Here is a 21,423-nt window from a genome sequence, read left to right on the forward strand (position 1 = left end):
ATAACAGTATAAATTGCTTTTGTATGGTTTTAGGAGTTTATCATAAGTTATTAACGGGTTTAGTGTATTCTAATTTATTGAAAAATAAAATAAAAAAGGATTATTCACTATTTTGTAAAAGTTGTTCTCATTTTTATTTTTAAATAAAAAACATATAAAGAAACTCACTAAAATCACCTTTTTATAGTTGATAACTTATAAGAAATTAATTTGTTTTTTATCTTCTATATCTTATATATACAAGAAAGAAAAACAAGCAAGTTTTTAATGTTTTTTTATAGTAAAATTATCAACAAAAATGGGATTATGAGTAATGTTTGATAATGAATGTTTTTATAAAGAAATAAACAACCTTGTTTATAACGAAAATTTTGCAAAGAAAGAGGCTACTGAAAAAAATCTCAGTAGCCCTTGGTTTGTGAGAATAGTCTAAGTTATTATTGTAATTCTTTAGGTACTTCTAATTCTTTAATGGACTTTACTCTTAGAGCATTTTCTACCAATGCCTTAGTATATTTAGGATAAGGTTTACCGGCAGCAGGAGCACCTGTACCACAATCTCCGTCAGATCCTCCTCCACCATTTATCCAAAGGTAAGCATCAGCATGAGCTCCTGTTGTATTTTTGGTGCTACGGGGACCCAATGCAGCTGCAAAGTTATTACATGAATTGTAAGGAGCTTTTGGGTTGGGATTTTTAGGACGGTTGATACCACTACGACCTGTATCTATTACATAGTGTTTGTTTTTTATTCCTAGTTGTTCCAAGCGAGCTACTAATTTTTCAGCTCCTTCTTGTTCCTCTTTCGTACCTCCTACCCCTGATACATTGAAGGCAAAACCGCGCATATGTTCTACCCCTCCTTCTATGATAGCATTTGCAGCTGCATTAGTAGGAAGTCCTGCACTTCCTGCATGAATATAAGTGGCTACATTTGGATTTTTCTGCTTAAGTGTTAGTCCTACATAATTGAGTAATTCGGCACGTTCTTTTCGCTCATTAGAACCTACTTTCCAATTACAATAGTTAATAGCGTCGGGTTCTACAATTACCACGGCTCTTCGGTTACCTATAATAGTACTTACGTGATTTATCCACTCTTTATAAGAAGCAGCATTAGGATGCCCCCCTTTTGAATAGAAACCACAGTCACGGTGTGGAATTCCATAGATAACTATAATAGGTGTTTTTTGAGTTCTTTCAGCACCTTCTACTAAGTTTCTTAAGTACCTTTCATTTTTTTCTTTAGTAGGGCTGATACCATCATACCAAGCTCCACAAGGGGTACCATATATTTGATAGTAAAGTTTTTTGAGTTTGGGATTCTTTTCATTCTTTACTACAGTAAGTCGAGAGGGTTCTGTATAGAAATCCCAATCATAAGCAACAGGTTTTTGCTTTTGAGGTTCTGGTTTTTGAGGATCTGGTTTTTTGGGTTCTGGCTTTTGAGGATTTTCCTCATTATTACTACTACAAGCACCTATCAAAGAAAAGATAAGTACTCCAAATAAGAGATATTTTTTCATAGGTAATTTTACTTTTAATTTTCGCAAAGGTATTAAAAATATTGGATATTCAATGCTTGGAAAGTAGAAATATCAATTTAGCATGCTAATTTTATCATTTCTTCTTTTTAGATTAATATTTTTAAACTAAAATTTAACAAAAAAATAAGTGTTAAAGTTGGTTGACTTTCATAAAAAAGTAGTTACTTTGCCACATAAAATTACTAAATAGTTTACTAATGAAAAAAATAATATTAGGAATTGCTTTTTTACTATTTTTCTTAGGCTGTTCTAAAAAAAGTGATGAAGTAATAACTCCACCGACAGCCACTACTTTAGAAGCATATCTTTTGAAAAATGGATATGATAAAAATAATGATGGTAAAATAGGAAAAGAAGACCAGTTAGAAGGGTTTACCGATTTGAATCTTTCAGGAAAGGGACTTACTGACCTTCAAGGTTTAGAAGTATTTACTCAATTAGAGACACTCAATGCTTCTGGGAATAACCTTACTGAGGTAACTTTAAAAAATAGAAATTTAACCTCTTTTAATTTGAGTAATAATAAGCTTGTTAAGTTGGATATATCCAATCTTCCTCTTATTGGAAGGCTTCCTATGGATGTTTCAGGGAATCCTAACCTTACTTGTGTAAGTGTAGGAGGAAATAAACTTATCATAGAACAAAATATGAAAAAGCATAAAAAAGATGCTCAAACTCAGTTTAAATCAACATGTAATTAATTATGAAAAAGATATTTTTAGTAGTACTTACCTTAATGAGTGTAGTTTCATGTGATAAAACTACTGTAAACAATGTAGTGGATAATCCTGATTATACCAAGCGTAAAAATAATAATAACAATAATAATACAACTCTTTCCTTGAAGGAATACCTTTTACCCTTATATGATGCTAATAGTAATGGTACTTTAGAGCGTTCTGAAATAGCAAGTCTTACTACTCTTGACGCAGCAGGAAAAGGACTTACTTCTTTAGAAGGATTGGAGGATTTAGTGAATCTTAAGCAAGCAAATTTCTCAGGGAATAATATTATGTCTGCAACGGTAAAGAATGTTATGCTTGAAGAGCTTGATTTGAGTAATAACAAATTAATAAGTTTGGATATCTCTCAGGCACCCCGCTTAGTGGATAAGTTAAATGTAAAAGGAAATCAAAATCTTAATTGTGTAAAAATTACACAATTACAACTAACTAAGTTCTCAAGAGCAACTTCCTTGCAAAAGGATAGTCATACAAATCTTTCACCATCTTGTAGTTAAGCTAAAAATTAAAGTTTAGTTAAAAAATATTAGGGTTCGAGAAAAAGTCGTACCTTTGCATCGTTTCATAATATTGGAATTTATTGGTTAAAAAAGGAATTGCCTCTTGCGAGGCAATTTTTTTATATCTATACTTCATTATTTTAGTTTATTAGTCTTTTATACTATAAGTATTTCTATTACTATATATTATGATTTAAAAAATTAGTAATTAATAAGTAAAGGCTAATCATTAATTTTGTATCTTTGCCTTCTAATATTAGGTAAACTATGAGAATACAGTTTTTTTTTCTTTTTAGTAGTTTTCTTTATTCATTAACTACTTTAGGGCAAGCTCAAGACAGTCTTTTACGGATATTACAGAAACAAGTAAGAGAATTAAAGATACAACGTAGTCAGGATTCTTTGAAAGTAAATGTGCTTAGTGAGGAGTTAAAGTCCTTATTACTTTTGGATACGCAGCACGCAGAAACCTCTAAAGATTCTCTTTATAAGAAACAACGTCAAGAAGAAATCAAGCGTATTTATTCTAAGGCTAACGGTGCTCCCATACGCTTGGATAATGACACTCTTTATACAATATATGTAAGTTTGGGATTTTATTCTCCCTTAGAGCGTTCTGAGTATATAGAGAAAAAATTACATAAATTAGTAGAACTCCCCGTATTTAAGCCAGATTCTTTAAAAATAAAACCTCATGATGACTTACTTATGATAACTTATCAAGGGGAATGGATACAAGCCATTAGTGAGGAAGATGCACTATTAGCTCATCTTACTAAGGAGGAATTGGCAAACTCCTTACGCGGGGACATACTTAGAGGAATAGACCAGTATAGAGAAGAGCATAGCATACAGAAACGTCTCATGCGTATAGGAGAATTAGTCTTGCTTGTGATGGCAATTACTATTCTTTTCTATATACTTAATTTTCTTTTTAGAAAACTTAAGAAATTATTACTTAAGCAATCCGTTTTTAAAACTGGAATAAAAGTAAGGAATTACCAAATACTTAATAAGGAGAAGATTAATTATATTCTTACCAGAATCATATCCTTGATAAAATTAATTATATTCTTTATAGTTATTTTTTCCAGTATTCCTATAGCTTTAAAGCTTTTCCCTTCTACCCAACTGTGGGCAGAGAAGTTATTAAATCTTCTTTTAGAACCCCTTACTGAAATAGGAAATGCTATAGTGAAATACTTACCTAATCTGGTAGTGATAGGAATCATTATTCTGATTGCTCGCATTATCCTCCAGCTAATGCGTTATTTTCTGTATGAAATAGAGCGAGGAGCTCTCAAGATAAAAGGATTTTATAAGGAATGGGCAAAACCTACTTATAATATTGTACGCATATTGTTCTTATGTTTTGTCTTTATAGTAATATTTCCATATTTACCAGGTTCAGGATCTTCTGCTTTTCAGGGAGTTTCTATTTTTTTAGGATTACTCATTTCTTTAGGGTCTTCTTCTACTATTTCCAATGGAATAGCAGGGATATTTATTACTTATATGCGTGCTTTCCGAGAAAATGATTGGATAAAAGTAGGTGATCTTATTGGAATGGTAATTCATAAAGATAGTTTAGTAACTCGTCTTAGGACTATTAATAATGAGGAAGTTACAGTACCTAATTCTACGATACTTACAAGCTCTACTATGAATTTTTCTTCTATAGGGCGTACCAATGGACTGGTAATTACCACTCAAGTAAAAGTTCGTTATGATGCTCGCTTGGAGGAGGTAGATGCGACTCTTATTGCTGCAGCACAAGCTACCAAAGGGATTACAGATAGGATAACTCCTTATATCTATCATATATCCTTGAACGAACTTAATGCTACGTATGAGATTAATGCGCTTACCTTTGAACCACAGAATATGTATGTGATTAAGTCTGACCTTATTAAGAATATTTATAATGCTTTTCGTGAACGAAATATAGAGCTTACTTCTATTGAATTTGTAGAGATATCTGAAAAAACAACTCATAACTAATTAGTAAATAAAGTGTCATTCATACATTCTTATAATTGTGTAACTCCGTTAGGAATTACTGTCCAAGATAGTGTAGAAGCATTATTAGAAGGACGTACAGGGATACAATTTTTTCATCATTTTGGTAGAATTTCGGATATATATTTAGCAAAAGTTTCTACTGAAAAGGTAGAAGAATATTTTCCTTATATAAGTTCTACAAAGAAATGGTCTTGGTTGGAGAAAATGCTCCTTTTAGCCATAGTTCCCATTCTATCTACCATAAGAATTACAGAGAAGACAGCTTTTATTTTCTCCACTACTAAGGGAAACATTTCTCAATTAAATTCTCAAATGGAGAAAGGGAGCTTACCATACCTTACAAAGATAGCAAAAAAGATAGCTTCTTTTATAGGAGTAAAAACAGAACCTATTATAGTGTCCAATGCTTGTGTATCGGGAGTTATGGCACTTTCCTTAGCAGATAGGTTATTAAGAATGGGAATATATGAAAATGCACTTGTGGTAGCAGGAGATGAAATTTCAGAGTTTGTGCTCTCAGGGTTTCAGTCATTTCAAGCCATTAGCTCCAAGCCCTGTTGTCCTTATGATAAGGAACGTGACGGTATCACACTTGGGGAGGCTACTGCGGCAGCATTTCTTACCATTGAAGAACAAGGGAAAAACATTCAGATAATAGGAAGTAGTTCTATTAATGATGCCAATCATATTTCAGGACCTTCACGTACAGGAGAAGGTTTATTCCTAAGTGTACAGAATGCTTTATGTGATGCCTACATAGAGGTATCACAGTTGGACTTGATTAATGCACATGGAACAGGTACATTATATAATGATGAAATGGAAGCCATTGCTTTCTCCCGCTTGGGCTTGCAGGGAGTCCCCTTAAATAGTTATAAGGGGTATTTTGGGCATACCTTAGCCGCTGCAGGTCTGTTGGAAACCATTTTAAGTGTGGAATTAGCCCAACAAGGAACAATGATTAAAAGTGAAGGATTCAATACCTTAGGAGTTTCTTTTCCCTTGAATATCATAAGAAAAACACAAAAGACTACAGTGAAGTATCTCCTTAAAACAGCTTCAGGATTTGGAGGAAGTAATACTGCTATAATAGTCAAAATAGGAGATTAGTTTCTTAAAAATACATTGTTGAATTACAAAGGCATATTAATTTCTTAAAAAAACTTTCCACTTTAAAAAAAAAATACGAACTTTGCTCTTATTTTAAACATAAACACATGAAGAGAATTCTGCAAGTAAGCCTTCTATTGCTAAGTTTTACAGCAATAACAGTAAGTTGTAAAAAAGAGAAGAAACAAGCCCAACCCCCTGTGGAGGTACCTCCACCTCCCAAACCTACTTATGAATATGGGTTTAACTTGCTGGAATATAATGTAGTGAAAGATACACTTAAAACAGGAGATACCTTTGGAGCTATCCTTAATGATCAGCATATTTCTCCTCAAAAAGTGGCAGAGATAACAGAAAAATCTAAAGAATTACTTCGCCCAAAGGATTTTCGTGCAGGACAGCCATACGCACTCATATTTGATAAAAAGATGCCCGATTCTCTGGCTTATTTTATCTATCAACCAAATCTGTTAAACTTTATAGAGGTGAGATTAAAGGACTCTATCTCAGTGAGGAAAATTGAAAGAAAAGTAACTATTGTAGAACGTGAAGGAGGAGGGTATATTAAGAATAATCTTATTGAAGATGTAATGAAGTCAGGTATGTCCTTTTCGGCAGCTTATAAGCTTTCACAGATATTTGATTATACTATTGACTTTTTTCACCTACAGGAGGATGACAAGTTCAAGATCATTTATGATGAACGTTATGTGGACGATACCATTAATGCCGGACTTGTACGAGTGAAAGCTGCTTTTTTTGAACATAAAGGGAAACCTTTCTATGCTTTTAATTTTGAAACAGATACTGTTAATCACAAATGGGGATATTATGATGAGAATGGAAATATGATGAAGCGTATGTTTCTTAAATCTCCTTTAGACATTTTTCGTATTACTTCTCATTATGGAATGCGTTATCATCCTATCCTACATCGGATGAAGGGACATTTTGGTACAGATTATGCAGCGCCTACAGGAACTCCTATTCGTGCCACTGCCAATGGAACAGTAACTCAGGCAGGGTATAGTTCAGGAAATGGAAATTATGTAAAAATCCGCCATGATAAAACGTATGAGACCCAATACTTACACATGTCCAAGATTATTGCACGAAGGGGACAACATGTATCTCAAGGAGATATTATAGGACTGGTAGGAAGTACAGGGCTTGCTACAGGTCCTCATGTATGCTACCGTTTTTGGAAAAATGGAGTACAGATAGACCCTCTTAAAGAAAGACTTCCTGAAGCCACCCCTATTGACGCTAAGCTTAAGCCCCGTTATCTTAAATTTGTAGAGCCTCTTAAAAAACAATTAGATGCAGTACCCTATACTAATATACAAACTATTGAAATAGAGGATGCTAAGGATGGTGATATAGTGGACTCATTACAAACTAATTAGAATTTTTAACAATGAATATATTAAGATTTATCACTGCAGGTAGTGTAGATGATGGAAAAAGTACCCTTATTGGGCGCTTATTATATGATAGTAAGAGTATTTTAGCAGACCAACTGGAGGCATTGGAACAACAGTCTAAAAATAAAAATGAAGATGGGGTTGATCTTGCTATCTTAACGGATGGCTTGCGCGCTGAGCGAGAACAAGGAATTACCATTGATGTGGCTTATCGTTATTTTGCTACTGCTAAGCGTAAGTTTATTATTGCAGATGCTCCAGGACATGTACAGTATACTCGTAATATGATTACAGGAGCCTCTAATTCAGAGCTTATCATTATCCTTATTGATGCACGTAATGGAGTTACAGAGCAAACACGCAGGCACTCTATTATAGCTTCGTTATTGAATATTCCTCAGGTAGTAGTAGCCGTTAATAAAATGGATTTGGTGAATTATTCTCAGGAGGTATTTGCTAATATCAAAAAAGAATATGAAGCAATTGCTCAACGACTATCACTAAAGAACGTTCATTATTTCCCTATTTCTGCCCTTATGGGAGATAATATTGTGAATACGACAAAGGCAATGCCATGGTACCATGGAACGTCATTATTAGATTTTTTAGAAACTATAGAAATTAATAAAGATAGATACCAACAACCACGTTTTCAGGTACAATATGTAATTCGCCCTCAAACAGAAGCTTTGCATGATTATCGAGGTTATGCAGGAGAGATAATTTCAGGTACTTACCGAAAAGGAGATATTATTGAAGTACAACCTGAGGGTATCCTCAGTAGGATAAGTAGGATTGAGATGGCAGGAGTAGAAATCCAAGAAGCTGTAGCAGGAGAGGCGGTAGTGTTGCATATTGAAGATGATATTGATATTTCACGGGGAGATTATTTTACAAAAACGGATAGTCAACCACAAATAAGTCAAGATGTAGATGTGGTCGTATGTTGGATGGATAGGCGTGAATTGCGGGAGGGAAACAAATACCTCCTTCAGCAAAGGAGTCGCCTTACAAAGGTAATTATTAAAGAAATAGCCTATAAGATAGATGTAAATACGCTTGAACAAACCCCTCAGGTGGAAAGTGTGAAAATTAATGAAATAGCTAAGATTCACATAAAGGCAGCAACCCCTTTGGTATATGATAATTTCAAAGAGAACCCACCTATGGGGAGTGCTATTTTAATTGATGAAACTAGCAATGCGACTGTAGGGGCTGTAATGATAGAATAAGTTTGCTCTTCCTACACTATTTTAATATAACTTATATGATATAAATATGTTACGATTCAATGCCTTAACTGAATTACAGAAAAAAAAGCCTATTGTTGTGGTTGAAAAAGGTAAGCGTTCGCAGTTGTTTGCCGCCCATGTATTTAATGAAGAGGCTATGCATCAGAGAATGACACTTGAAGTTTTTGAAAGTGTTATGCAAGCAATCCGTAAGGGAACTAAGATAGACCGAAAGATAGCAGACCAAGTAGCTATCGCTATGCGAGATTGGGCTATTGAGAAAGGAGCTACTCATTATACACATTGGTTTCAGCCTCTTACAGGAGGGACTGCAGAGAAGCATGATGCTTTCTTTGAGCCTATTACACGTGATAAGGCAATGGAGCATTTCTCAGGAAATCAGTTGGTGCAGCAGGAATCGGATGCTTCTAGTTTTCCTAATGGAGGAATTCGCAATACTTTTGAGGCACGTGGTTACACCGCTTGGGATCCTTCCTCTCCTCCTTTTGTCTTTGGAACAGTACTTTGTATCCCTACTATTTTTATTGCCTATACAGGAGAGGCATTAGATAACAAAACACCTCTGCTTAAGGCTCTTAGTGTTATAGATAAGGCAGCTACGGAAGTGGTACAGTATTTTGATAAGAATGTAAGTAAGGTAACGACTACTTTAGGTTGTGAACAAGAATATTTTTTGATAGATAAAACCCTTGCCAGCACTCGTCCTGACTTACTTATTACAGGACGAACTCTCTTGGGACATACGGCAGCTAAGGGACAACAGTTGGAAGATCACTATTTAGGAGCTATACCCTCTCGTGTATTAGCTTATATGCGTGACTTGGAACAAGAATGTCTTCTTCTGGGAATACCTGTAAAAACTCGTCATAATGAAGTAGCTCCTAATCAGTTCGAATTGGCTCCTATTTTTGGAGAAGCAAACCTTGCAGTAGACCAAAATGCACTCCTTATGGAGCTTATGCGAAAGGTAGCAGAGCGCCATGACTTTCTCATTCTTTTTCATGAAAAACCTTTTGCGGGAGTGAATGGCTCTGGAAAGCATAATAATTGGTCTCTGGTGACTAATACAGGGGTGAACTTGCTTTCCCCTGGTAGGACACCCTTGAGAAATCTACAATTTCTTACTTTTTTTCTATGTACAATTAAGGCAGTGCATACTTATGAATCTCTATTAAGAGCGTCTATTGCCTCTGCTACAAATGATTATCGCTTGGGAGCTAATGAGGCACCTCCTGCTATTATGTCAGTATTCATAGGAGAACAGCTAACTAAAGTCCTTCAGGAATTAGAAAAAGCATCCGTGGAGGAAACTACTTCTAAAGAGAAAAATGTATTGAATGTATTGGCAAATATACCAGATCTTCTGATAGATGCTACAGATAGAAACCGTACTTCTCCTTTTGCCTTTACTGGAAACAAATTTGAATTTCGTGCAGTAGGAGCCAAGGCTAATTGTGGTAAACCAATGATGGTACTCAGTACTATAGTTGCTAAGCAATTGATGGACTTCAAAAAAGAAGTGAATATTCTCCTGAAGAAAAATGAAATAAAAAAAGAAGAAGCTATTCTAAAAATATTACGTGAATATGTGAAGGTTTCCAAGCCTATCCTTTTTGAAGGAGATGGGTATAGCAAGGCTTGGGAAAAGGAAGCACAGAAGCGGGGCTTAAGTAATCATAAAACAACTCCTGAGGCTCTCAAAGAAAATATTTCTGAGAAGGCAATAGTCCTTTTTCAGGAAATGGGAGTACTTAGCCGTGTGGAGATAGAGGCTCGTTATGAGATTGCTTTGGAAGAATATGTGAAAACAGTACAGATTGAAGCACGTGTATTAGGAGATATTGCTCGTAATCATGTAGTACCCACAGCAGTACGCTATCAAAATATTCTTATAGAAAATGTACGAGGACTTAAGGAAGTCTTTGCAGAACATTATGAGGAAGTAGCCTTAGAACAAATGGATTTAATACGGCATATTTCAGAACATATTAAGGAAATTCATAGCAAAGTATCCCAAATGGTAGAAGCTCGTAAAAAGGTTAACCTCCTTTCTTCTTTTGAGGAAAAAGCCAGAGGATATTGCTATGAAGTAAAACCTTTTTTTGACCAGATACGCTACCACTGTGATAAGCTTGAACTTATGGTAGATGATGAACTTTGGACACTTACTAAGTACAGGGAACTGCTTTCTGTAAATTAGGAAAGCAAGCAAATATTTTATTTATGAAAGTTCTATGGTTTTTATTTCTTTTTATCCCCTTCAATGTGATTTCACAATCACACTTAAGCACAAAGGAGGAGTTCAAAAATTTCTTATATCGTTTTAAGACGGATAAGGCTTTTCAAAGGAAACATACTTTCGGTAACTTAGAGTTTTTTAATGGCGTTTCCCCTTATGTGATGAGCCAAAAAGAGCGTAAGGTATTCTTAAATTTTGAGAGGGAATTTGCCCCTAATGCTCCATTTATAAGTGAAATAACCGAAGACGAAGAGAATTTCTATTATGAGCGTACAGATACCTTAGAGCGAACCCAGACACTCTATATATTTAAAAAAACGGGAAAAGATTTTTCATTTGGTGCCTATACTCTATCTCGTATCAGAAAAGACTCTTATTAGAATAATTGTAATTTAAGATCAAAATTGACTTACTGAGAGTATGTTTTTTTCTTTAAGGAAAGTCAGTAATAATTTTCCATTTTCAGAGGTGATATCCGCTTGTGAGATAGAAAAAATGGGAAAATAAGGAAGAAGATCTCCTTTGGAATTGAATATATATAGCTTATTATTCTGTGTATCAATAACGGAACAGAGAAACCTGTTTCCTACCCAATGTAGGGTAGGTCGGTCATATTCGGCAAAAGGAAGTTCTATTTTTTTCTTGTTGAGAAGAAGAATATTACCACTAAGAATAACAGGAATATCCTTAAGACAATCAAAGAAATAAGGCATATTTATTCCTAAAGATTCTGAGCGAATTCCTCCATTTCCGTCTATGTAAAATTGTTTATTACTTCGAGTAGTAAAGGTAATAAAATCCTTATATAAAGTAATAGGATTATTAGAAAAATCAAACTTTTGGCTTAAGGGAATGCGAGTCGTTCCATTACGATGGAGGATACTTAAGGTTCCTTCCTTTTCAGGGAAGACAATAAAATCTTTTCCTAAGATTCTTAAATGTTTAGGCGTTTCTCCAAGGCCATTAGGCACATGGGATTTTTCAAATCCTTTTATAGGATTTGCTTTCTTATCTAACAAATGAATTTGATTCTGAGAACAAACGACAAAGCGATAATCTTTCGTTCTTTCATAATCAAATATTTGCAAAGGAAGAATGGCTTCTTTATAGGAGATAGGAAAAGGGGCTACTTCCCTACCATTTCTATCAATTACCCAAAGAGAATGTTCGGTATTAAATGCCAATTGTAGGAAACCATTTTGAAATAAATCCACTTGAAAAATCTCTCCCACAATGGGGGCATCAAGGCGTCTCTTCCAAAGAATTTTTCCATCATTACCTATCAAATATAGTTGATTATCAATATCCTGTATAACTACTTCACGCTTATTGGTACGATGGTTGGTAACGAATTTGGGTAGGGTGCGGGCTTCTTTGTCCAAGGTAATCTGGAACCTCTCTTCTATACCCTCTTCCTGAGGAATTGCTAACTTTCCTTCACCTTCTCCGGTGGTTGTGGTAAAAGTTAATAAGTAAAATTCATCCTGAGGGCTGATTTGTAGTGATGCATATCCATATTTCTGAGCTAAGGAAGGAAATTTTTCAACGAAAGAGGAATTCTTTTGGAGGTTTTCTATAGCAATGAAGGAAGTTTGACTACTGCTTTTCTGTTGCAGATTTTCAAAAGCTTTTCTCTCAGAGAGGGTTTGTTTCATTTGTATAGCATTGATAAGTCCCTCAAGAGTTTCTTTCTTTTGGGAAAAGATGAGATTTTCCTCATTTTTGTAGATATACTTTGGTTGTAATTCCTTTCCAAATATAGAAAAAAAGGATTGAATATCAGAAAACTCTTCTATATTATAGATAGATTCCCCTTGAAAAGAATCTGTTTTAAGGATGGTAAAGTAGCGTAAGGTCTCTGTAGGGTTTATACTCTGTAGTACAGCTAAGGAATCCCCTTGAAAGGAAAAAAAGGAAACAGAAGAGATATCCTGTTGAAAATCAAAATAAAATTCTGTAGGGATAAGCCCTTCTTCAAAGGAAAAATAGAAGATTTCCTGAAAGGTTTGTGGAATTATCCGGTATATATCAGAAGTTTTTTTCTTATTTTTTACAAGAGGCAATTGTGGGAGACTGTCCGCAGGACGGAGAGAAGATCCGCTCATACGTAAGGTATTTTTCTCCAAGAAGAGATCCCAAGCTGTCCAAGAAGCCAAATTTTTCACCAAATTTTCAGGAAAAATACCCCCTATGAATTCTTTATTTTTCTTTTGAGCAAGAAACAAATTAGCGGGGACTTCTTGACTAATTGTTTTGGCAACTTTATGAAAATCAAGATATTTGCTTTCTATGCTTTTAGGAAAAGAAATATCCTTTAAAGAACTGATTAGTAACTGATTATTTTGAGTTATATAATACCACTTCTTATCTTCAATAGTTAAAGAATCTAATTTTTCAACGGAAATGTTTTTCCAAGGACTTAAGCTATCCTTTTGGATAATGGAGGTACTAAGGTATACCCCATCATGGGTATAAGCTACCCATATATTATTATCCTGGGGAAGAGAATGTAATAAGTTTTGTACATTTTGATTGGGATAATACTTAAAATAATTTTTCCAAAAATCATTATTAATTAATTGGTTGACAAATTGGTCTTTATGATGGATTTGGAATAGAAGAGAAGGTTCCTTGCTCAATAGATAATCCACAGGCTCAGGAGTTTTTTCTTTATGGGAACAACCTAAAAGAAAAAGAATAGATATAAAAGAGAACCCAAGTAAGCGCATGGTTAATAAATGGTTATAGAGTTAATGCCTCTGGTTATAAGAAAAATAGATAATTATACAAAAATAGTATATATTTCCATAGGTTGTTTGTCTTTATAGACAAAAATAAATTCAAATCTATAATTAATTAAAATACAAAGAAGATACTATGCTCATAATAAAGAGTAGGAATAGTTCTTATTTCATTTAATTATATCTATTTCCTCTGTAGCTTCTGGGCACAAAGGTACAATATACAAACAAAAACACCAAAAGAATAAAACAAAACTTTCACTCTCTCCTATGAACTTATCTTAGGATAAGGCATTCTCTTTTCAATATTTAATATTCTTCAAAATAATAGAGTTTTTTACTATTATAATTTATAGCATACGTAATTTTTAAGAATATGTTAAAAATCAATTCTTATATTGTTTAAAAAGATAATAGTTAGGATATTATAGTATTTTACCCACCCTGTAACTTTACAAAAATATTAACGTTTTGGTTCGCAAATGATAGAACTAAATAACTATCTTTGCCCCAGAAAAGTATTTATTTTTATACTAACTAACACTTAACCATGCAGACAGAGAAACTTGCTCTTATAGAGATGATGACAGAACTCTTTAGAAGAATACACCATCTTTCCCCTATGGCAGCTAAGATACTTTCAATACTGGCGATAGAGGGATGTTCTGAGGGGCTTACTTTCGAATCTCTTATAGAAAGGCTCCATGCTAGTAAAAGTAGTCTTTCTACAAATATCAAAACGCTGCTGGATAAGGGGTTGATTCATTATGAGGTAAAGGAAGGCAAACGAAGGAAATATTTCAAATCCTTTCCTTTTGATAAGCGCTTTGGGAAGTTCTTAGAACTGATTCGCTATGAGAAGAATTTTACACTTAAGTTTATAGAATATACACAGAAACAACCCTTACAAGAGGATACATTTACTAAGAAAAAACTTAAGAAAACAGAAATACTTTTGGAATTTCTTACTACTATAGAGGGTATAACAGAAGAATTTTTACAGAAAATACAAGAAGAGAATAAGTGAAAAACTATAATACAGATATCTTTTTTATACTTATTTTGGGATTGCTTTCCATGCTCACTCCATTGGCAATAGATATGTATTTGCCATCATTTGGGAGTATAGCACAGGATTTGCATGTTTCCGAGGAGAGGATACAAACTACATTGGCTCTTTTTACCTTAGGCTTTGCCTTTGGGCAACTTCTTTGGGGTCCCCTTTCTGATAGTTATGGTCGTAAATCAACCATTTTAACAGGAGTACTCATTGCGGCAGTCATTTCTCTTATGCTTACACAAGTAGATGAGATCATACATTTCTATGTTTTACGTCTTTTACAAGGTTTCTTTGGTTCCGCTCCTGCAGTAGTGGTAGGAGCCTTACTTAGGGATATATTCAATAAGGCTGCTTTTTCTAAGATGATGTCCATGGTGATGATCGTAACGATGATAGCTCCCTTACTAGCACCTATATTGGGTGGGTATTTGGCTGATTGGTTCCATTGGCATTCTATCTTCTACCTTTTATCGGGATTAGGATTGTTATGTGCTCTATTGGTATGGCTTCGTATTGATGAAACACTTCCCAATGAGAGACGTATCTCTTTGGATTTAATAGGGGTATTACGTAATTATCGTTCTGTGGCAACTAACAGAAAGGTGATAGGATATATATTCACGAATGCTTTTTCCTATTCAGGAATGTTTTGTTTCCTTACCTCAGGTTCACTTGTCTATACTGGAGTGTATGGAGTAGCTCCTAAGAATTTTGGGTATTTTTTTATTCTGAATGTGGGTGTGATGATGCTTGCTACTTTTTTAGGTGGACGGTTTGTGACCAAAGTAGGAACAGAACGCATTCTCCGTATAGGGTTGTTTATACAGTTTATGGCAGGAATATGGCTGGCTATCTGTGGTGTCTTTCACTTAGGTCTGTGGGAAGTGGCTATAGGGGTAGCTCTCTATGTAGGAATGGTGTCCATTGTATCAAGTAATGCCAATGCTGCTGTTTTGGAAATATTCCCTCGTACGGCAGGGACTGCCAATTCATTAATAGGAATGTTTCGCTTTGCTATAGGAGCAATCATTGGAGCAATATTAGCTTTATTTTCTGTGAAGACAGAACGTCCTATGTTATTTGCTATTACATTGAATATATTAGTAGCTATTACTTTTTATATAGCTTTTGTATGGAGAGAGCTCCACAAAGAACGTTTTAAAGGGGCTCTTAAAAAGGAAATAGATATTCCTATTATGGGAACACAGCTTAAATAGAAGTAAAAAAAAAAGAATTTAAAGAATTTTTATTGGTAACATAAAGCCTTATGCTTTTATCTTGTAAAATACCTCAAAGAGGATCCTTGAAGAGAGTTCAGGAATACTTTTCTAAGTTCAAGGAGGTATTAAATGTAGAGAAGGACAGAAAAATAATAATTATATGGTCAGGGACTAATCCCATGAAATAAGAAACTAAAAACGAACTATATTAAATAATAATATTTTTTTATGAATAAATTTTTATTTTTGGCAAGTATTGCTACCCTTATGATAGGGTGTAAAAAAGGAAACCAGCAAGCAGGGGTTCAGATGGGTATGGAAAAGGAGAAAACATTACCTGTGATCACTGTAACAGAACAGAGTACTACCTCCAATCTTTCCTTTCCGGTGAATATAGAAGGGGTAGTTAATAGTCCTGTACAAGCAAAAATCTCTGGTTATATTACAAAGGTATTGGTAGATGAAGGGCAGGCAGTTCGTCAAGGACAACCTATGTTTCAGCTTGAAACACAAACTCTTAACCAATCTGCAGCTTCTGCTAAAGCACAGATAGAAGTAGCCCAAGTAGAGGTGAATAAGCTCATTCCTCTGGTAGAAAAGAATATTGTGAGCAAAGTACAACTTGAAACAGCTCAAGCCAACTTACAACGCGCTAAGGCTGCATATAATGAGATCGCAAGCAATATAGGCTTTGCAGTAGTAAAGGCTCCTGTAAGTGGGGTAGTAGGGGCTATTTCCTACCGTGAAGGAGCTTTGGTAACCGCTAATAATACAGTGCTTACTACTGTTTCCGATGTAAAGGATGTATATGCTTATTTCTCTATGAATGAAAAAGACTATTTAGCTTATTTGGCACAAACCCAAGGGGCTACTGTAAAGGAGAAAATAGCTAACTTTCCAGAAGTGTCTCTGATATTGGCTAACGGACAGACCTATAACCAAAAAGGGAAGATACAAACAGTTACCGGTCAAATAGATCATACCACTGGAGCCATTCAATTTCGTGCGACTTTCCCTAATCCTGATCGCTTGCTCACCAATGGGAATAGTGGAACTATTCTGATTCCGCAAACCTTCGATAAATCCTTAGTGATTCCAGAAGTAGCTACTTTTGAGCAACAAGGAAAAGTATTTGCTTATAAAGTAGAAAACGGGACTATCAAGCAAACTGTGATTACTTTAAGAAGTCGTGCTAATAATTTGGTCGTAGTGAATAGTGGTCTTAAAGCAGGTGATGTAATCATCGTACAAGGGCTTAATGGGGTACGCACTGGCGACAAGGTAACTCCTCAACCCGTTTCTATGGATAGTATTGTCAAAGCTATTCAACCGATATTCTAAAAAATCTGTCTCTCAAGGAACCCTTTTCCAAGAAGAGGGTAGGGGGAAATGATAAAATCAAAGGATTATGGATTCTTACAGAACTATTTTTGAGAACAATCGACAGTGGGTGGAGAAGAAGATTCTTTTACTTTTTACATTGTTTTCTCTGTCTCTCACGGCACAAGTTAAGGAAAACCAAGGCGGAGGTATAAGGGATTTAGGAAAAATTTCTCATAAAGGACAACCCCTTTGTATTGTTGATGGAAAGAAATACACCAAGCTCAGAGATAAGTTCAAGAAGCTCCAACCAGAAGATATAGCTCACATAATGGTATTTTATCCAGAAAGGGCAAAAGGTCTTTTTGGGAGTAGAGCAAAAAATGGGGTGCTATATATCATCACTAAGGAAACTTTTCAGAAAGCAGAAGCACTTGCCAATAATCCACCCAATAGACAATTCAACCGAAAGGAGCGGCATTATGCAGAGATTTGGGAAATCTATCAAATGCAACAGCCTATAGTGGTTTCAGGGAAAGTTACTGATAAAGAGGGAAATCCCCTTGCTAATATTAGGGTATATAACAAAGATAGGAATACTGAGACTTATACAGACAGTTTAGGGAATTACACGATCAAAGCTGAACGCTGGGATATGCTGATGGTTCATTGTTGTACTTCTTGCAAACTGATTACTGATGAAGAGAAAACTCAAGAAATTAATTTTGTGGGATCATTTGAAGGTACTTATAAAGAAGCAGAGAAAGCGTATATAGAAGAGATGATAAAGCGGATTCCTCCGAGTGCAATAGTGCAAATTTCAGAGGATCATTGTGCCACACCTCTCTTTGTGTTGGATGGTATGGTTATGGACAAGAAGGAGTTCCGAGAGAAAACAAGTAGGTTAAAGATTTCAAAAGAGATTCATTACCTTACTCCAGCAGCAGCTACAGCTATTTGTGGTTCTGGAGCTATAGATGGGGTATTGGTAGTGGTGACTGAAAAAGCTAAGAGGAAATACGAAAAAAGACAAGCCCGTAAAGATCAGAAAAACAATAAGCTATGAACAGACTTACTATATTTCTATTCTTTTTTACGCTTTCCACTATGGCACAACAGGTGCAAGATACGCTGGGAAAGGTAAAAACATCTGAAGAGGTGGCTAATACAAAGATTATTATTGGGCGCCCGAAAAATGCTCTAAAACATTATCCATTGTTTATTGTTGATGGAAAAAAATATAAAACAAAAAAACCTGAAGAAGATATAAAGATAGCTAATGAGGATATAGAAAATGTGGTTGTTTTCCTTCCTCCAGAGGCTAAAAAACGCTTTGATAGGCGTGCCAAATATGGAGTGGTCTATATGATTTCTAAGGAAGGATTCCAAAAAGCGAAGGAGATTGCCAGTGAGATAGGCAAACGAAGATTGAACAAGAAAGAGCGCCAATATAGAGAAATCTGGGAAGTGTACCAATTTAACTTAGCTGAACTATCTAAATTGTCTGACCCTTCCAATCAGTTTGACCCAACCGAAGAACGTAACTCGTCAGAGAAGACTAAAAACTAACAACTATGCCCCGACTTGCTATATTTTTATTCTTTTTTACGCTTTCCACTATAGCGCAGCAAGTGCAAGATACGCTGGAAAAGGTAAAAACACCCGAAGAGGATCCTAATATAAATCATGATATAAGGTGTGTGATAGGTTTAAGCCCGCAGCCAGTGTTCTTTTTGGATGGAGAAATATTTGATAATACAAAGAAAGTAGATGAAGGGAAATCGTTTAAGGCGGAAGATGTAGCTGTGTATCATTTTAGACCGAAAATGTCAGTAAATTTCTTTGGAAAACAAGCAGTAGGTGGGGCGATATATATAGTAACAAAGGAAGCAGAGAAAAAAATAAAGGAAATACAGCATAAGAAGTTAGGAAAACTGACCCAAGAAGAATACAAATACTACCAAATAGCACAGATATTGAGAAAAAAGGAATTGCCTATAACAGTAACGGGTAGGGTTACTGATGACGAAGGTAATCCTATCGCTGGCTGTAGAATAGAAAACAGAGAAAGAGACGCTGAGGTATATACCGATAGCTTGGGAGAATATGAGATAAAAGCTTGCCGTTGGGATGCTATACTAAGTGAATGTGTAGGGCAGTGCCGTGTTGTTGTAACCGATAACACAGAACAAACGATGGATTTTGTACGTCCTCCTCTTAAAAAACCTTCTATCAACTATACAACTGTGGGTCTGGTGACGGTAGGAGGTTCGCCTTGTGATAAGCTTTTTGCCCTTAATGGTAAGCCGATGAAGGATAAAAAGCAATTTCTCAGAAGGATAAAAAACAGTAAGGAGATAGAAGCCCGTGAGATAGAACAGCAAGAGGCTATAGCGCTTTATGGAACTCAAGGTCGTTTTGGTATTGTAACGGTCAGAGATGAAAAAGGGCGAAAACAAGATAAAATTTATACAAGAAAATTCAAAAGAAAAATGCGAAAAACACAACAATTATGACCCGATTTACTATATTTCTATTCTTTTTTACGCTTTCCACTATGGCGCAACAAGTACAAGATACACTGGGAAAGGTAAAAACATCTGAAGAGGTGGCTAATACAAAGATTATTATTGGGCGCCCGAAAAATGCTCTAAAACATTATCCATTGTTTATTGTTGATGGAAAAAGATATAAAAATAGATACTGAGGATATAGAACGTATGGTTGTTTCTTTTTTCGAATTAGCATAAACTTATAACCTTATAAACCCAAAGTAACATGTTAGATTTTTCATTCTTTACAACCTTTCAATTCGGCTGGCTTAACGCTTGGATACCCGCGTTTGGTATAGTGCTGATACAGTTTGTTTATATGGTCTTATTCCGCGAAGTGGGCAGGCGTGCGGTAGACACGTCGTGGTATACGTCCAAAGACAGGTTTTGGTCCAGGGTAAGTATGTTTCTTCAAATTGTGTTGCTTGTGCTTTCGGTCTTTGTCCCGTTTAAGTTGGGCACGCTATGGTTTGTTGTCGGTGCCACGATATTCGCCCTGTCATTAGCCGCCTTTATCTGGGCATTTCACAGCTATGGCATTGACCCAGCCGGAAAAACCATTAAGAGCGGCATCTATTGTTGGTCACGCAACCCCATGTACCTATTCTTTTTTACGGCAATGCTTGGAACATGCATTGCCTGCGCCTCGCTTTGGCTGCTCATCGTTACTGTTCCCTTCGGGATTGCGATGCACTTCACCATATTGGGCGAAGAGCGTTATTGCGAACAAACATACGGGAAAGAATATCTAGAATATAAAGCCAAAACGCCCCGATATCTGCTTTGGGAATGAGAAAGATTAACCAAAACTCATAAGTCATTAAGGATTGACAACAAATCTGTTACATTATAGATGCACTACCACTTATTGGTAGGCATACTAAATATGGAGCCGTCTATATTATCTCTGAGGAAGAGTCCTAAAAAACAGCAGAAATGGCTAATGAAAAAGGCAAACGAAGATTGAACAAGAAAGAACGACGATATAGAGAAATCTGGGAAGTGTACCAATTTTACTTAGCTGAACTATCTAAATTGTCTGACCCTTCCAATCAGTTTGATCCAACTGAAGAACACAACTCGTCAGAGAGGACTAAAAACTAACAACTATGACCCGAATTACTATATTTCTATTCTTTTTTACGCTTTCCACTATGGCGCAAATCATCGTATCAGGAAGGGTTTTTGATGAGAAAAAGAAACCTTTCCCTACGGCAATAGTATCCAATGGTAGAGAAAAGGTATATACCGATGCCCAAGGAAACTATACTATACAAGCAAAACTATTTGATATTCTCTATTTTGACGGAGAAACAAAGTTGAAAGGGCGTAAGATAAAGTATGAAGAATACTGTGTGGTAGAGAATACACCTCATCAAGAGTTTAATACAACACTCTATTCGATTCTCTGGCATAAGTGCGAAAGGGAAACAATTTGTACGTATGGGATTTCCTTTTATCTCAATGATAAAAAAATCACAACAGACAAAGAAGCATTCAAGGAGCATGTGCGCAACGGAGAGTTTTATACCTATGAGATACGCACTTGCAATGAACTTCCCGAAACTATAGAAAAGCTCTCTCGGTATACTGTCCTTGTCTATACTGAAGATTACTATAACCAACATATCAAAGATAAACAAAAATAATTAATATTATAAAACCTTATCGCTTATTATCTATTACTTATTA

The 21,423-nt window shown here is 35.4% G+C and carries 19 protein-coding genes; 17 read left to right on the forward strand and 2 right to left on the reverse strand.

Features of this window, described 5'->3' with window-relative positions; genetic code table 11:
• Positions 1–437: 437 nt before the first annotated feature.
• A complete protein-coding gene (locus tag HMPREF9071_RS01630; RefSeq protein ID WP_009744792.1) occupies positions 438–1,526 on the reverse strand; it encodes a glycoside hydrolase family 6 protein in 1,089 nt (362 codons plus the stop codon).
• A gap of 218 nt (positions 1,527–1,744) precedes the next feature.
• Between HMPREF9071_RS01630 and HMPREF9071_RS01635 the strand changes: the two genes are divergently transcribed.
• From HMPREF9071_RS01635 to HMPREF9071_RS01670, 8 genes are all read left to right on the forward strand, one after another.
• On the forward strand, positions 1,745–2,248 hold the full coding sequence (locus tag HMPREF9071_RS01635; RefSeq protein WP_009744793.1) for a hypothetical protein: 504 nt from the start codon (positions 1,745–1,747) through the stop codon (positions 2,246–2,248).
• Positions 2,249–2,250: 2 nt separating this feature from the next.
• Entirely contained in the window at positions 2,251–2,787 is a 537-nt protein-coding gene (locus HMPREF9071_RS01640) for a hypothetical protein (protein ID WP_009744794.1), read from the forward strand.
• Between the two features lie 270 nt (positions 2,788–3,057).
• Positions 3,058–4,791, forward strand: a complete 1,734-nt coding sequence (locus HMPREF9071_RS01645; protein WP_009744796.1) for a mechanosensitive ion channel family protein — start codon at positions 3,058–3,060, stop codon at positions 4,789–4,791.
• Positions 4,792–4,803: 12 nt separating this feature from the next.
• Positions 4,804–5,922, forward strand: coding sequence for a beta-ketoacyl synthase N-terminal-like domain-containing protein (locus HMPREF9071_RS01650; protein ID WP_009744797.1), 1,119 nt, complete (start codon positions 4,804–4,806; stop codon positions 5,920–5,922).
• Positions 5,923–6,029: 107 nt separating this feature from the next.
• Positions 6,030–7,328, forward strand: coding sequence for a peptidoglycan DD-metalloendopeptidase family protein (locus tag HMPREF9071_RS01655; RefSeq protein WP_009744798.1), 1,299 nt, complete (start codon positions 6,030–6,032; stop codon positions 7,326–7,328).
• Positions 7,329–7,339: 11 nt separating this feature from the next.
• Complete coding sequence (locus HMPREF9071_RS01660; protein WP_009744799.1) at positions 7,340–8,578, forward strand: sulfate adenylyltransferase subunit 1; 1,239 nt, start codon at positions 7,340–7,342, stop codon at positions 8,576–8,578.
• 46 nt (positions 8,579–8,624) lie between these two features.
• A complete protein-coding gene (locus tag HMPREF9071_RS01665) occupies positions 8,625–10,799 on the forward strand; it encodes a glutamine synthetase III (RefSeq protein ID WP_009744800.1) in 2,175 nt (724 codons plus the stop codon).
• A 23-nt stretch (positions 10,800–10,822) separates the two neighbouring features.
• Positions 10,823–11,218: a hypothetical protein gene (locus HMPREF9071_RS01670; protein ID WP_009744801.1), complete on the forward strand. Its 396-nt coding sequence runs from the start codon at positions 10,823–10,825 to the stop codon at positions 11,216–11,218.
• 18 nt (positions 11,219–11,236) lie between these two features.
• Here the strand turns inward: HMPREF9071_RS01670 and HMPREF9071_RS01675 are convergent, their stop codons facing one another.
• The gene (locus HMPREF9071_RS01675; RefSeq protein WP_009744802.1) at positions 11,237–13,567 is read right to left on the reverse strand and encodes a hypothetical protein; all 2,331 of its coding nucleotides are present in this window, start codon (positions 13,565–13,567) and stop codon (positions 11,237–11,239) included.
• A gap of 562 nt (positions 13,568–14,129) precedes the next feature.
• Here HMPREF9071_RS01675 and HMPREF9071_RS01680 point away from each other — a divergent pair.
• The 9 genes from HMPREF9071_RS01680 to HMPREF9071_RS01715 all read left to right on the forward strand — a co-directional run bounded on the left by HMPREF9071_RS01680 (position 14,130) and on the right by HMPREF9071_RS01715 (position 21,380).
• Positions 14,130–14,606 (forward strand): GbsR/MarR family transcriptional regulator, encoded by a 477-nt coding sequence (locus HMPREF9071_RS01680; RefSeq protein WP_009744803.1) that lies wholly within the window; start codon positions 14,130–14,132, stop codon positions 14,604–14,606.
• Positions 14,603–15,856: a Bcr/CflA family multidrug efflux MFS transporter gene (locus tag HMPREF9071_RS01685; RefSeq protein WP_009744804.1), complete on the forward strand. Its 1,254-nt coding sequence runs from the start codon at positions 14,603–14,605 to the stop codon at positions 15,854–15,856. The genes HMPREF9071_RS01680 and HMPREF9071_RS01685 overlap by 4 nt, the downstream gene beginning before the upstream one ends.
• A 231-nt stretch (positions 15,857–16,087) precedes the next feature.
• Entirely contained in the window at positions 16,088–17,200 is a 1,113-nt protein-coding gene (locus HMPREF9071_RS01690) for an efflux RND transporter periplasmic adaptor subunit (RefSeq protein ID WP_009744806.1), read from the forward strand.
• A 67-nt stretch (positions 17,201–17,267) separates the two neighbouring features.
• The gene (locus tag HMPREF9071_RS01695; protein WP_009744807.1) at positions 17,268–18,245 is read left to right on the forward strand and encodes a carboxypeptidase-like regulatory domain-containing protein; all 978 of its coding nucleotides are present in this window, start codon (positions 17,268–17,270) and stop codon (positions 18,243–18,245) included.
• Positions 18,242–18,748 carry a hypothetical protein gene (locus HMPREF9071_RS01700; RefSeq protein WP_009744808.1) on the forward strand — a complete coding sequence of 169 codons (507 nt, stop codon included), beginning with the start codon at positions 18,242–18,244 and terminating at the stop codon, positions 18,746–18,748. Before HMPREF9071_RS01695 ends, HMPREF9071_RS01700 begins: the two co-directional genes overlap by 4 nt.
• Positions 18,749–18,753: 5 nt before the next feature.
• Positions 18,754–19,695 (forward strand): carboxypeptidase-like regulatory domain-containing protein, encoded by a 942-nt coding sequence (locus HMPREF9071_RS01705; protein ID WP_009744809.1) that lies wholly within the window; start codon positions 18,754–18,756, stop codon positions 19,693–19,695.
• Complete coding sequence (locus HMPREF9071_RS12195) at positions 19,692–19,886, forward strand: hypothetical protein (protein WP_009744810.1); 195 nt, start codon at positions 19,692–19,694, stop codon at positions 19,884–19,886. The genes HMPREF9071_RS01705 and HMPREF9071_RS12195 overlap by 4 nt, the downstream gene beginning before the upstream one ends.
• A 71-nt stretch (positions 19,887–19,957) precedes the next feature.
• Entirely contained in the window at positions 19,958–20,524 is a 567-nt protein-coding gene (locus HMPREF9071_RS01710; protein WP_009744811.1) for an isoprenylcysteine carboxylmethyltransferase family protein, read from the forward strand.
• A gap of 316 nt (positions 20,525–20,840) precedes the next feature.
• Entirely contained in the window at positions 20,841–21,380 is a 540-nt protein-coding gene (locus HMPREF9071_RS01715; RefSeq protein ID WP_040357894.1) for a carboxypeptidase regulatory-like domain-containing protein, read from the forward strand.
• Positions 21,381–21,423: the final 43 nt, after the last annotated feature.

It is taken from the genome of Capnocytophaga sp. oral taxon 338 str. F0234, from assembly GCF_000192225.1.
In the GTDB taxonomy this organism is placed as follows: Bacteria; Bacteroidota; Bacteroidia; order Flavobacteriales; family Flavobacteriaceae; genus Capnocytophaga.

Bases quoted from the DNA above. Each gene is read 5' to 3' on its own strand.
- HMPREF9071_RS01630 (WP_009744792.1), bottom strand. From the start codon at position 1,526: ATGAAAAAATATCTCTTATTTGGAGTACTTATCTTTTCTTTGATAGGT.
- HMPREF9071_RS01635 (WP_009744793.1), top strand. From the start codon at position 1,745: ATGAAAAAAATAATATTAGGAATTGCTTTTTTACTATTTTTCTTAGGC.
- HMPREF9071_RS01640 (WP_009744794.1), top strand. From the start codon at position 2,251: ATGAAAAAGATATTTTTAGTAGTACTTACCTTAATGAGTGTAGTTTCA.
- HMPREF9071_RS01645 (WP_009744796.1), top strand. From the start codon at position 3,058: ATGAGAATACAGTTTTTTTTTCTTTTTAGTAGTTTTCTTTATTCATTA.
- HMPREF9071_RS01655 (WP_009744798.1), top strand. From the start codon at position 6,030: ATGAAGAGAATTCTGCAAGTAAGCCTTCTATTGCTAAGTTTTACAGCA.
- HMPREF9071_RS01660 (WP_009744799.1), top strand. From the start codon at position 7,340: ATGAATATATTAAGATTTATCACTGCAGGTAGTGTAGATGATGGAAAA.
- HMPREF9071_RS01665 (WP_009744800.1), top strand. From the start codon at position 8,625: ATGTTACGATTCAATGCCTTAACTGAATTACAGAAAAAAAAGCCTATT.
- HMPREF9071_RS01670 (WP_009744801.1), top strand. From the start codon at position 10,823: ATGAAAGTTCTATGGTTTTTATTTCTTTTTATCCCCTTCAATGTGATT.
- HMPREF9071_RS01675 (WP_009744802.1), bottom strand. From the start codon at position 13,567: ATGCGCTTACTTGGGTTCTCTTTTATATCTATTCTTTTTCTTTTAGGT.
- HMPREF9071_RS01680 (WP_009744803.1), top strand. From the start codon at position 14,130: ATGCAGACAGAGAAACTTGCTCTTATAGAGATGATGACAGAACTCTTT.
- HMPREF9071_RS01690 (WP_009744806.1), top strand. From the start codon at position 16,088: ATGAATAAATTTTTATTTTTGGCAAGTATTGCTACCCTTATGATAGGG.
- HMPREF9071_RS01695 (WP_009744807.1), top strand. From the start codon at position 17,268: ATGGATTCTTACAGAACTATTTTTGAGAACAATCGACAGTGGGTGGAG.
- HMPREF9071_RS01700 (WP_009744808.1), top strand. From the start codon at position 18,242: ATGAACAGACTTACTATATTTCTATTCTTTTTTACGCTTTCCACTATG.
- HMPREF9071_RS01705 (WP_009744809.1), top strand. From the start codon at position 18,754: ATGCCCCGACTTGCTATATTTTTATTCTTTTTTACGCTTTCCACTATA.
- HMPREF9071_RS12195 (WP_009744810.1), top strand. From the start codon at position 19,692: ATGACCCGATTTACTATATTTCTATTCTTTTTTACGCTTTCCACTATG.
- HMPREF9071_RS01710 (WP_009744811.1), top strand. From the start codon at position 19,958: ATGTTAGATTTTTCATTCTTTACAACCTTTCAATTCGGCTGGCTTAAC.
- HMPREF9071_RS01715 (WP_040357894.1), top strand. From the start codon at position 20,841: ATGACCCGAATTACTATATTTCTATTCTTTTTTACGCTTTCCACTATG.